This is a genomic window from Microcystis sp. 0824 (assembly GCF_003112475.1).
Lineage (GTDB): Bacteria > Cyanobacteriota > Cyanobacteriia > Cyanobacteriales > Microcystaceae > Microcystis > Microcystis aeruginosa_C.
This window is the reverse complement of record NZ_BDSM01000035.1, coordinates 1-10,767: the sequence shown is the minus strand read 5'-3', so window position 1 is coordinate 10,767 and position 10,767 is coordinate 1. Positions and strand designations below refer to the sequence as shown.

The 10,767-nt window shown below is 44.2% G+C and carries 12 protein-coding genes, 1 tRNA gene and 3 pseudogenes; 6 read left to right on the top strand and 10 right to left on the bottom strand.

Annotation, left to right across the window (positions count from 1 at the left end; genetic code table 11):
* Positions 1–14: 14 nt before the first annotated feature.
* From N0824_RS13225 to N0824_RS13195, 7 genes and pseudogenes are all read right to left on the bottom strand, one after another.
* A pseudogene (locus N0824_RS13225) lies at positions 15–233 on the bottom strand (element excision factor XisH family protein); the annotation flags it as partial.
* Between the two features lie 36 nt (positions 234–269).
* Positions 270–494, bottom strand: a complete 225-nt coding sequence (locus N0824_RS13220; RefSeq protein ID WP_108937081.1) for a tetratricopeptide repeat protein — start codon at positions 492–494, stop codon at positions 270–272.
* The gene (locus tag N0824_RS13215; RefSeq protein ID WP_104397397.1) at positions 481–738 is read right to left on the bottom strand and encodes a type II toxin-antitoxin system RelE/ParE family toxin; all 258 of its coding nucleotides are present in this window, start codon (positions 736–738) and stop codon (positions 481–483) included. Before N0824_RS13215 ends, N0824_RS13220 begins: the two co-directional genes overlap by 14 nt.
* 6 nt (positions 739–744) lie before the next feature.
* A complete protein-coding gene (locus tag N0824_RS13210) occupies positions 745–978 on the bottom strand; it encodes a hypothetical protein (protein WP_002767942.1) in 234 nt (77 codons plus the stop codon).
* An 81-nt stretch (positions 979–1,059) separates the two neighbouring features.
* Positions 1,060–3,126, bottom strand: a pseudogene (locus tag N0824_RS13205) (tetratricopeptide repeat protein); the annotation flags it as partial.
* 39 nt (positions 3,127–3,165) lie between these two features.
* Positions 3,166–3,612, bottom strand: coding sequence for a hypothetical protein (locus N0824_RS13200; RefSeq protein WP_079205632.1), 447 nt, complete (start codon positions 3,610–3,612; stop codon positions 3,166–3,168).
* A gap of 154 nt (positions 3,613–3,766) precedes the next feature.
* Positions 3,767–3,898 (bottom strand): annotated as a pseudogene (locus N0824_RS13195) (DUF3782 domain-containing protein); the annotation flags it as partial.
* Positions 3,899–3,918: 20 nt separating this feature from the next.
* Between N0824_RS13195 and N0824_RS13190 the strand changes: the two are divergent.
* Entirely contained in the window at positions 3,919–4,065 is a 147-nt protein-coding gene (locus tag N0824_RS13190) for a TauD/TfdA family dioxygenase (protein WP_232023605.1), read from the top strand.
* A gap of 36 nt (positions 4,066–4,101) precedes the next feature.
* Here N0824_RS13190 and N0824_RS13185 read toward each other — a convergent pair.
* The 3 genes from N0824_RS13185 to petE all read right to left on the bottom strand — a co-directional run bounded on the left by N0824_RS13185 (position 4,102) and on the right by petE (position 6,614).
* Positions 4,102–4,175: transfer RNA gene (locus N0824_RS13185), tRNA-Met, on the bottom strand.
* 83 nt (positions 4,176–4,258) lie between these two features.
* Positions 4,259–5,986, bottom strand: a complete 1,728-nt coding sequence (locus N0824_RS13180) for a succinate dehydrogenase/fumarate reductase flavoprotein subunit (protein WP_108937080.1) — start codon at positions 5,984–5,986, stop codon at positions 4,259–4,261.
* 250 nt (positions 5,987–6,236) lie between these two features.
* Positions 6,237–6,614: a plastocyanin gene (gene petE, locus N0824_RS13175; protein ID WP_002782424.1), complete on the bottom strand. Its 378-nt coding sequence runs from the start codon at positions 6,612–6,614 to the stop codon at positions 6,237–6,239.
* 192 nt (positions 6,615–6,806) lie between these two features.
* Here petE and petJ point away from each other — a divergent pair, with 192 nt between their 5' ends.
* The 5 genes from petJ to N0824_RS13150 form a co-directional block, all read left to right on the top strand.
* Positions 6,807–7,127, top strand: a complete 321-nt coding sequence (gene petJ, locus N0824_RS13170) for a cytochrome c6 PetJ (protein ID WP_002732729.1) — start codon at positions 6,807–6,809, stop codon at positions 7,125–7,127.
* A 116-nt stretch (positions 7,128–7,243) separates the two neighbouring features.
* The gene (locus N0824_RS13165; RefSeq protein ID WP_108937079.1) at positions 7,244–8,923 is read left to right on the top strand and encodes a DUF3352 domain-containing protein; all 1,680 of its coding nucleotides are present in this window, start codon (positions 7,244–7,246) and stop codon (positions 8,921–8,923) included.
* Positions 8,924–9,331: 408 nt separating this feature from the next.
* On the top strand, positions 9,332–9,601 hold the full coding sequence (locus N0824_RS13160; protein WP_002796343.1) for a hypothetical protein: 270 nt from the start codon (positions 9,332–9,334) through the stop codon (positions 9,599–9,601).
* Positions 9,598–9,741: a putative toxin-antitoxin system toxin component, PIN family gene (locus tag N0824_RS13155; RefSeq protein ID WP_002800867.1), complete on the top strand. Its 144-nt coding sequence runs from the start codon at positions 9,598–9,600 to the stop codon at positions 9,739–9,741. Before N0824_RS13160 ends, N0824_RS13155 begins: the two co-directional genes overlap by 4 nt.
* Before the next feature lie 351 nt (positions 9,742–10,092).
* The coding region (locus N0824_RS13150; RefSeq protein WP_146184283.1) for a tetratricopeptide repeat protein at positions 10,093–10,767 on the top strand (675 nt) is incomplete at its 3' end.

The window sequence follows — 10,767 nt, the reverse complement described above, 5'->3', positions numbered from 1 at the left end:
TAACCAACTGCTTATTCAAGGTCTTTCATATCAGAGGGACGAGTAAAGCTCTTAATTTCAACGGCTATTTTTTCTGTTCCCTTTTCTGCGGCTAATAGTCTTTCTGCTCCCAAATCAACAAACAGGTTTTTACCTCTTGCTAAACGAATCCGTAGGGGGTCATGGGTAATTGTCCAGCTGTCTTTGATTAGGGCGTGTTTTACACAGTCATGGAAAATATCTTTGGCAGGCATTGTTTTTTATAGATAAAAACTGAAATTTTCTCAGGTTTACTTTAAGTTATTGTCTGAATCTCCTAAGTTTCCCTGAATTTGCCCTAACAATTCCTCACAATCTTTAACCAAGGGAATCCCCAATTCTTGGCATAATTCAAGCGCTTCTTGGCAATAGCTGAGGGCAAGTTCAGGGCGATTGGTTTTGTGGGCGATTTCGGCGAGAAACACCAATTTGGATTTGAAGTAGCGCAATGTTTCTAAATTATTAGCGATAGACATCTCTTCGATGTTTACATTGCAAGATGAGTATTGCCTGTTTTGGGTCATCAATTTCATAGCGAACTCGATAGTCACCAACAGGCAAACGGTATTCATAATCAGAATTTTTTAATTTAACTACACCAGAGGGACGCGGTTCTATTGATAAATCTTTGATTTTTTCAAGAATACGACTTTTGATGGGATTAGGTAAGTCATCAATCTGTTTTTGTACAGATTTAGAGATTTTAATACTATAATCCATTGTGATTTAATCCTTGCTCAAGTATTGTTCAAGGGTCACATAGTCGCCTGATTGATATTCATCCCGAACTTGTTGAAGTTCTGCTAAGGTTTCCTCGTCGTCTTGATAGGAAGTTTCTTCTGCTTGAAAAATTTGTTGTTCTAGTATTTCTAATAATTGTTGTTTTTGCGTTAAGTCAAGTGATTTAATCGCTTCGGTTAGAGATTCAAAAGTGATTTGAAGATTGATGGTGGTACTCATGAAATTTCTCCTATTTGGATAAAAAGTTAAATTTTGAGAATTGCTTTAATTTTCATGGTTGGTATAGGTGATCAAGGGTTTCTAATCTTCTTCTAATGTAACCTGAATTTGCCCTAACAATTCCTCACAATCTTTAACCAAGGGAATCCCCAGTTCTTGGGATAATTTAAGCGCTTCTTGGCAATGACTGAGGGCAAGTTCAGGGCGATTAGTTTGGTGGGCAATTTTCGCAAGGACTCTTAAACTATAGGCGATTAAATATTTATAACCAATAGCTTGAGAAATTACTAAGGATGCTTGAATTTTTCTTTCTGCTTCGCTGTAGTTTTCTAGTTTGAGCAATATACTCCCTATAGTATGTAGAGAAGATGCTACCCCTTGCCGATCGCTCATTGCTTCACTGATGTCGTGACATTGCTGGTGATAGAAAATTGCTTTTTCATACTGTCCCAAGCAATTATAATAATTGCTTAGATTACCGAGAGAAATTGCCACCCCTTGCCGAAATCTGATTTTTTCACTGATGTCGCGATATTGCTGGTAGAGGTCGATCGCTTTTTCATACTGTCCTAGGTCATAATAACAATTGCCTAAATTCCCGAGAGAACTTGCCACCCCTCGCCGATAGCCCATTGCTTCACTGATGTCGTGACATTGCTGGTGATAGAAAATTGCTTTTTCATACTGCCCCAAGGACTTATAACAATTGCCTAAACCACATAGAGAAGTTGCCACCCCTTGCCAATCTTCTATTTCCTTACTGATGTCGAGACATTGCCGGTGATAGGCGATCGCTTTTTCGTACTGTCCCAAGGAACGATAACAACTTCCCAAATAACTTAACGAGTTACGATAACAAACTTGTTCCCGTTGACTCCCTGCAATCACCTGTTCATAATGATCTGCTTGCTTACGATAAAATCCTTGTAAATCTAAAAAACTATTAACCGATTTATCTTTCTCTTCTCCTCCTCGATCCTCATTCAAAATATCGTAAGCTAACTGCCATTCTCCCAATTCCCCTGCATGGTGAAACGCCTCTAAATATTCCTTCAAATCTTCCAAGGATTCCCAGGGAGGGACAGGTAAATGAGCTAAATAATAATTTAAGGCTAATTGATGGGCAGATCGCAATACTTCAGGATTTGCTTGATCTTGCACCACCATTGATATTAAAGGCAAAAACTGAAACTGTCGCCGTTTTACATTGTATTCGGGGGGAAATTCTTGTAATAAGGATAAACGAGCTAAATAGCGTAAATCTTCCTCAGTTATTGCTGGAATTAACCCCTGCGCTAACCTGTCATCAAAATTCTCCCGCAGTACCGACAACCGCGTTAAACTCTCCCTAAACTCTTTCGATAATCGCGCTAAACTGGCGGTAATCACTTCTCTGACACAGGTTTCTGTGTCGCGGTGATAACCTTCCACATCAAACATATTTAAGCCTAAATTTTGCGATTCCGTAACCGAAACCCTTTCTCCAAATTCATCACTCATCCAACTACAAACCAGTTGCATTAAGAGAGGATGTCGTCCCATCTTGTGGACAAATTCGGCTAATTCTTGATTAGTTCCTGTCAAACCGTAATTGACCCTCACCAACTCGATTGCGTCCGCTTCTGCTAATCCCCCCAGGCGCAACCAATGACAACGCCGCGTTAAATTGGCGACAAAACTCGGCTGTTCCCGACTGGTAATCAGGATTTTACTCTGGTTTCCCGACCCCAACCAACGGATCAAAAATTCCCCATAAACTGAATCTACCGCCGTCTGAACTACTGTTTCTAAGTTGTCGAGAATCAACAGACAAGGTGAGGTAATCAGTCCCCGTATCATCTGCTGAATTAACGTCTCATCGTTCCATTTTTCATCGTAGGGTTGCTCCAAATTTTCTAATAACCAGCGTCCAAATTGCGCTACTGAATAACGCTCTCTAAAACTAACCCATAACACCCGCCAATGAGGGTTTAACTTCTCTTTGAACTTCACCGCTAAAGCCGATTTCCCATAGCCTCCTGCGGCGGTTATCCCGATTAAGCGTACTTTGTCATTGCTGAGGGCGGTTTGTAGTTCCTTGATTTCATCCTGTCGTCCCTGCCATTCATCTACTGGCGGAGGTGTGGTATTTAGGGTTGCTGATTGCGTTGGGGCTAACTTTGTCTGTTCCCTACCAGACGACTCCAGCTAATGCTCTTTGTTATTGTCACTGGGATAGTAATGGTTATGGTTTCCCCCCAAAAATTTAGCTTCAACATTTTTGTTGAATTGATAACCCTGGGATTGATCCTTGTTAATTTGAGTATTGCGGATCTGTTTTTCCGTTGCGGCTAACTTAGCGGCTAATTCCTGGTTACTGCTCATCAACGCCCGCATTTCCGTTAATAATTCTGTAACTTCCGAATCAGCTAATACAGGTTCCAAGTCAATGACGGCTTGCTCAACTTCAGGTGCTTTGCCTGCGGTTAATAACTTTAAGGTTGGCGAGGTAGGAAATTTGCGTTGCAGTGTCGCCAACAAGGAATCGTTAAGATTTTCCCCAGTCTTGCCTAAAAAACCTGTGGCAATAGCAGCACCAGCCAAGGGAGCAATATTCCTGGCCCAAGTTATCAAAGTCACTAAGAGTGGTTCCATCAACAAAAACCTCTTGATTTTTTTCTAATGATACAGTTTTTCCCAAAAAAGAATAACGTTTGCTTAAACCGCCGTATCAATGAATCGGTGATCGCATTTATTTGATTGTTCTCGATTCCAAAGGAATAACTAATTTTAATACGCCCATTGTTAGTTAAGCAAAACCCACAGGCTGAAACTGAACATCGTTGATGATTTTAACTGTTTCTCCTAATTGCTTCATCACAAATAAACCGCGCCGATAAGTATAACTATCTATGCCGTGGTCGATTTCAATCCCCGCTACTTCTTTCAAACATTTTGTAAATGGCCCTGTTTGAAGCCTATCACGTTCCGCTCTATTTAAAAGCAGAACAGATCCTGATCATGGATAATTATACTTGTCTCCATTCTCGCCAATCTTACATTGACCCCAATCGCTGTCTTGAAAGGGTAATGTTCGATGTTCCCTAACGGGAAATCGGATTTAACTACCGGCTTTATAAGTAATGGCGGGAAGCGGATTTGAACCACTGACCTTCGGGTTATGAGCCCGACGAGCTACCAGACTGCTCTATCCCGCGTTGCTTTATCTAGTATAGAACTAAATCTCGGTAAATGCCAAGGAGTTTGTAATATTCCTTTACATTTACCGTCCGACCAGAGGTTAATACTTACGTTCCACGGGGGTGAAATCCTGAATCACTACGGGCATATAGTCGATATCGATGCCGGAGGGGGAATAATAGGCGAGGGTATGCTGAAGGAAATTTTGGTCATCCCGTTGGGGAAAATCTTCGCGAGAATGGGCCCCTCGGCTTTCTTGACGATTGAGGGCAGAGGTGAGGATAATTTCCCCCACCACCATGAGACTTTGTAATTCCCAGGCCTCGATTAGTTCCGTATTCCAGCAATCCCCCCTATCATCCAGGTAAATCTGCTCGTATTTGCGCTTTAATTCGCCGATTTGTTTAATTCCCTCGCGCATGGTCGCTTCGGTGCGAAAAACGCCGCAATGTTGGGTCATACAGTCTTGGAATTCCTGACGTAGTTGACCGATGCGAATCGTGCCTTTTTTGGTCAATAAAGCGGTGATTTCCTCTTTAGCATCCTGAAGGTAAATATCGGGATTAAAGACGGGAAAAGCGCGTTTTTCGACGTATTTAGCGATCGATTTGCCGGTTCTTCTCCCATAGACCACACATTCTAACAGGGAATTACTGCCCAAACGATTGGCCCCGTGAACGGAGACACAGGAACATTCCCCGGCGGAGAAAAAGCCTTCGGTGAGGGTATCGGCACTTAAGCGAACGCGACCATCGGTATTAACGGGAATGCCGCCCATACAATAGTGAACTGTAGGACGGACGGGCATCGGTTCCTCTACCGCATCGACACCGACGAGACGGTGGGCCTCCTCCCAACAGAAGGGAATGCGACTCATAATTTTTTCCCGGCCTAAATGGCGTAAATCCAGATAGACAAAGGGACCCCCGGCGCTACCGTCCAGATTTACCCCCCGGCCGGCGCGAATTTCTAGGGTAATGGCCCGGGAAGTGATGTCCCGGGGGGCTAATTCCATGCGCGAGGGGGCGTAGTCTTCCATAAAACGACGACCTTCGCTATTGATTAAATAAGCACCTTCACCCCGGACTGCTTCTGAGATTAAAACACCGACGGGATAGAGTCCAGTGGGGTGAAATTGGACAAATTCCATGTCTTCTAGGGGAATACCCGCTTTTGCCGATAAAGCTAAACCGTCTCCCGTACAGGCGAAATCGTTGGAGGTGGTGTTATAAACGCGACCATAGCCCCCGGTCCCGAACATAATTGCTTTTGCCCGGAGGATTTCTAACTGTCCGGTGGCGATTTGGTACATAACCACCCCTTTGGCCGTACCTTCTTCGAGGATAAGACGCAAAACGTACCATTCATCGTAGATTTTTACCTGATTACGGCCTAAATTGCTGACTAATTCGTGCAGCATGGCGTGACCGGTTTTATCGGCGGCGTAACAGGCACGGTTATGGCTGTGACCGCCAAAGGCTCTTTGGGCAATGCGTCCATCTTCGAGACGGGAGAATAACACGCCTAGATGTTCCAATTCGATGATAACTTCGGGGGCTTCTTGGGTGAGAATATCCACCGCATCCTGGTCAGCCAGAAAATCGGAACCTTTGACGGTATCGTAGGCGTGGGCCTTGGGATTATCTTTGGGGTCAACGTTTTGCAGGGCGGCGGCGATACCTCCCTGGGCGGCGACGGAGTGGGAACGAATTGGGTGGGTTTTGGCAACGACAGCAACATCGATAGTCGGGTTGAGGCGTTTGATTTCTAAGGCGGCGCGGCATCCTGCTAACCCACCGCCCACTATAACGACATCGTGTTCTTTCATGGCTGATTTTCCTACGGGCTTCTGTTTCTATGGTGGGGGGAGAATTGCTCGCAAGTCAGTTTTGTAACCGAGACTTTATATTTCAGGAGATAGGAGATAGGAGACAGGAGACAGGAGACAGTAGCCAGTCGTCAGGAGACTATTTTTATTTATTCTTCCCAATTCATAATTCATAATTCATAATTCATAATTCCCAAAAAAACAACCCGCGGCAGTTAACCGCGAGTTATTTTTGGCTAAAATCGGATAATTACTGAACGGTAATCGTTCCGACCATACCGGCGCCGCGATGGGGTTCGCAGTAGTAGGTGTAAGTACCCGGTTCGCTGAAAGTGCTTTCAAAGGACTCACCGGCGGAAAAAGCCAGACCTTTATGGGATAATTTGCTGGCTTGGGCTTCGGGAACCTTGGTGCTATCGAAAACTATGTTATGGGGAGAAAGTTTGTTATTGACCCATTTCACCGTATCTCCTGCTTTAATAGTGAGGGTGGGGGGATCAAATTGTAGTGTACCTGCATCACCGCCCATCTTCACTGTGAAGGTTTCGGCGGAAGCGGCGGCAGTGTTGAAGAAGAAGCTAGAGAGGACTAGCGCCACGGTAGCGAACAATAAACCTAATTTTTTCATGCTTGTTAATCCTTTACACGAGGGAAGATGACAAGTTTGACAGCCTGTCTTTTGACAAAAAAGTAAAAGTTTGCTTTTAACTGTCCCATGAATTAATTCTACACCAAGTTTGACAGCTTGTCTTTTGACAAGAAAACCGGTTTTTTCTGACCATGGTTGGGGAATTTCTTAAGAAATAGAGGAGAACCAATCGTGAAAAGACTATTAATTTCCCTGTGCTTGCTCTTGGCTGTGGTTACTTTCGGTATGGCTCGTCCCGCTTTAGCTGATGGGGCTTCGATTTTCAGTGCTAACTGCGCTTCCTGCCACATGGGCGGTAAAAACGTGGTTAATGCCGCTAAAACCCTGAAAAAAGAAGATTTAGTTAAATACGGCAAAGATTCCGTTGAAGCTATCGTTACCCAAGTTACCAAAGGTATGGGGGCGATGCCCGCTTTCGGTGGTCGTCTCAGCGCTGAAGATATCGAAGCTGTAGCTAACTATGTCCTCGCTCAAGCGGAAAAAGGCTGGTAAAAATTAGTTATCGGTGGCGAGTTATCGGTTGTCAGTCTGGTAAGAATTGTAGCGATCGAAATTCTTGGGTCAATTGCTGGCTTAAAATAGCTAATGGTTCATCTCGGGACAAGGTTGTGAAATTGCGATCGTTTTTCTATCTTTTAGGTGCGACGGTAATCATTCTCCTAGGAGTCGCTACAGCCAGTTTTGCTTGGATTCTCGCCGATAGTCCTCTGTCTTTGCTCAAAGGTGGGGTGCTGCGGGAACCGATGGCGGCGATTTTTGTGCCGAAACAGGCCCCGGTTATGGTATCCTTGTTGGTCAATCCCGAACGTTTAGAGTCTTTTGGCCAATTAATCGCTACACCGGCTAATCGACGACGTTCCCACCAAGAAATTAAAGATTTAGAAAAAAGTCTGCTCGGTAAAACGGGATTAAATTATCAAAAGGAAATCAAACCCTGGTTAGGGGAAGAAATTACCCTCGCTGTTACTTCCCTAGATTTCGATCGCGATACCGATAATGGTATCCAACCGGGTTATCTTTTGGCAATTCAAAGTAAAGATGGTGAACGCGCTAAGGAATTTCTGCAAGCTTCCTACTCAAAACAGGCGGTTTCGGGCAAATTTGACCTCGTTTTTGAACTCTACAAGGGAGTTAACCTGATTTATCAACGTCCCTTGACCGCAGGAGATAATAATCGTTTTCTCGCTAGTGCCGTCGTCGGTGATACGGTGCTTTTTGCCAATAATATCAAGGTTTTGCGCGAGGCACTTAATAACGTGCAAGTACCGGATTTAAACCTAAAAAATAGCCCCGATTACCGAGAAGCCCTCAAAAATATCACCGAACCGCGTATAGCTATAGTTTACGGCAATTTACCTCCGTTATCGGCTTGGATCGCGAATCAACCCGTCCCGGAGAGTCCCGAAGCAAAACAACGATTAGCCACGGCTTTTACCCTCAAATCCGGGGGAATAGTCGCTCAAACCGCCTTAATTGGGGTTTTAGGACAGGATGACCAAGCACCAATTTTATCTAGTCCCGTGGGAGCATTATCTTTTATCGGCGAAAATAGCCTTTTAGTCGCCGCTAGTCGCGATTTAAATCGTTTTTGGACTCAGGTAGAGGAGGGGTTAGAAGCAGATAGTCCCCTACAGGAATTAATAACACAGGTCTTAAACCGCTTCCAGTCGCCTTTAGGTTTAAATTTGCCTGAAGACGTTTTTAGCTGGGTTAGAGGCGAATATAGCCTCGCTCTCGTGCCTAGTTCAAAGGGGATGGAACCCGATAGTGTTTTTGTAGGGGAACGGGTGATGGGGGTAGAGGTGGACAGTGCGATCTCTCATTTGGATGAGTTGGCCCGCAGTCGCGGCTATAATGTGGTTAATCTGCCTTTACTCGATCGAACGGTGACAGCTTGGACAAAGTTAACCACGGCGGTCCCGGGGGGAAAAGCGCAACTAGAGACGCTCGTGACGGGAGTGCATACTAGGGTCGATAATTATGAAATTATCGCTAGTTCTGTGGAAGCGATGGGTTTAGCTTTATCTGCACAGAAAAACCCCATTTTAAGTAGTGGTAAGTTTCGACAGGCAATTACTGCTTTACCCGCAGAAAATGATGGTTATTTTTACGTCGATTGGCGACAATTGCAACCGGTAATCGAGGCAAAATTTCCGATCGTGCGGGTGTTAGAATTATCGATTAAGCCTTTATTTAATAATCTGCGTTCTCTTACTATTAGCAGCCAAGGCAGCGAAAATTCTGTGCGTCGGGGAACGATTTTCTTTAATCTGGGAGTGAAGTCTTAATCAGTTATCAGTTATCAGTTATCAGATAGAAGCTTGTAGGTTTGGTTGAGCGATTTAATAATTAGGAGAAAACTGCTCGATTCAATGGTTTGAGGTAAACCCAACATTCTTGACGACATTGGTGTGGTTGGGTTTCCCTCAAGCGTCGCTAATAACCGTTCCGGATCCGTTATCAAGTAGCCAGTGGTATTGATTCTGTGGAAGGACTCTCCTGGGGTAGTATAAATGTAGAGGGAGAAACATTACCTCTCCAGACGCGAATCGCTGAGGGTCATCAATTCCCAGATTAGATTCCAAGGTAGCAAGCCCTAGCTTGAAAAATTCGCTAAAATATATATAATTAACTTGATCAGATTATTTATAAAGTCTGTTTAACAGCTAAAGCTAATAAAGTTTATTTTGAAGCCGATGACCAAAGAGCTACTCATACAAATCAATCGAGAAGGAAACCTCGAACTTCCTCCTGAAGTTCAAACCCGCCTCAACCCAGGAGATAAATACATGATTTCCCTGACGGAAGACTCCATCATTCTCAAAAAAGTTCATCAAGATAAAGTCAATCTAGAGCAATTCTTTGAGCGACTAGAAGCAATGGAACCAGACCCCAATCAACCGACTCTAGCTGAGATTAGCCAGATGATTAAAGAAGCTCGCCAAATTAGACGCGCCAACTCATGAAAGTTGTTCTAGATGTCAATGTTTGGATTTCAGGATTGTTGTGGGGAGGAGTTCCGGGTAAAATCCTTAAATTAGCTAAAAATCAAAAAATTACAATCATTACTCCCCAAGAATTTCTTAGTCGCTACTTTAATGAGTAGAGAAGAGGAGTAAGGTAATTAATTGACGATTTACACCAAGAGAAAAGATAAGTTTGACCGACAATAATTGCTAGGATTACTGTAGGATTTTAAAAAAAGCGATCGCTCTTACTACTTTCTAATTACTTTAGATAGTAGTAGCCTAGTGCTTTTTAGACAAAAAAAGCCTATTCTGTATATTCCCAAAAAAGCAGCCTATGAATTAAGTAGGGGTTGCTGAATCAATCTAAAAACCTTGTTGGATAATATTTTTAGGCTTTTTTAGCCCAAAAACCTTTTTTAGCAGGATTTACACCGATATTCAGCCAACCCTAAGTAGAATTTAAAACCATCCCCACCGAGGAACTAGCCATGAAATCCTTTGCCCTTCTTACCACCGTTAGCCTAATCAGCCTTTCCACCCTCGCGACTGTTCGCCCCCTCATGGCGCTAGAGAGCCGACAACCAGCCGAAACCCGGATCGCTCAAGGGAACAATCAAGACGCGATCGGCCACTATAACCGGGGAGTTGGCTACATCCAACAGAAAAAATACGATCTCGCCCTCGCTGAATTCACCAAAGCGATCAACATTGATCCCCGATACGCCGAGGCTTACCTCAATCGCGGGTTTCTTTACGAACAACAGGAGAAACCCGACCTCGCCCTGTCCGATTACAATCAGGCGATCAACATTAATCCCCGATTGGCCGAAGCTTACAACAATCGCGGGTTTCTTTACGGCGTACAGGGGAAACCCGACCTCGCCCTGTCCGATTTCAATCAGGCGATCAACATTAATCCCCGATTAGCCCTGGCTTACAGCAATCGCGGGCTTCTTTACGAACAACAGGAGAAACCCGACCTCGCCCTGTCCGATTTCAATCAGGCGCTCAACATTAATCCCCGATTGGCCGAAGCTTACAACGGTCGCGGGCTTCTTTACTACGAACAGGGGAAACCCGACCTCGCCCTGTCCGATTACAATCAGGCGCTCAACATTAATCCCCGAAACGCCAATGCTTACTACAATCGCGGGACTCTTTAC

What these genes read in the sequence shown, in the direction of transcription:
- N0824_RS13220 (WP_108937081.1), bottom strand. Translation starts at nt 494, where the DNA reads ATGTCTATCGCTAATAATTTAGAAACATTGCGCTACTTCAAATCCAAA.
- N0824_RS13215 (WP_104397397.1), bottom strand. Translation starts at nt 738, where the DNA reads ATGGATTATAGTATTAAAATCTCTAAATCTGTACAAAAACAGATTGAT.
- N0824_RS13210 (WP_002767942.1), bottom strand. Translation starts at nt 978, where the DNA reads ATGAGTACCACCATCAATCTTCAAATCACTTTTGAATCTCTAACCGAA.
- N0824_RS13200 (WP_079205632.1), bottom strand. Translation starts at nt 3,612, where the DNA reads ATGGAACCACTCTTAGTGACTTTGATAACTTGGGCCAGGAATATTGCT.
- N0824_RS13190 (WP_232023605.1), top strand. Translation starts at nt 3,919, where the DNA reads ATGGCCCTGTTTGAAGCCTATCACGTTCCGCTCTATTTAAAAGCAGAA.
- N0824_RS13180 (WP_108937080.1), bottom strand. Translation starts at nt 5,986, where the DNA reads ATGAAAGAACACGATGTCGTTATAGTGGGCGGTGGGTTAGCAGGATGC.
- petE (WP_002782424.1), bottom strand. Translation starts at nt 6,614, where the DNA reads ATGAAAAAATTAGGTTTATTGTTCGCTACCGTGGCGCTAGTCCTCTCT.
- N0824_RS13160 (WP_002796343.1), top strand. Translation starts at nt 9,332, where the DNA reads ATGACCAAAGAGCTACTCATACAAATCAATCGAGAAGGAAACCTCGAA.
- N0824_RS13155 (WP_002800867.1), top strand. Translation starts at nt 9,598, where the DNA reads ATGAAAGTTGTTCTAGATGTCAATGTTTGGATTTCAGGATTGTTGTGG.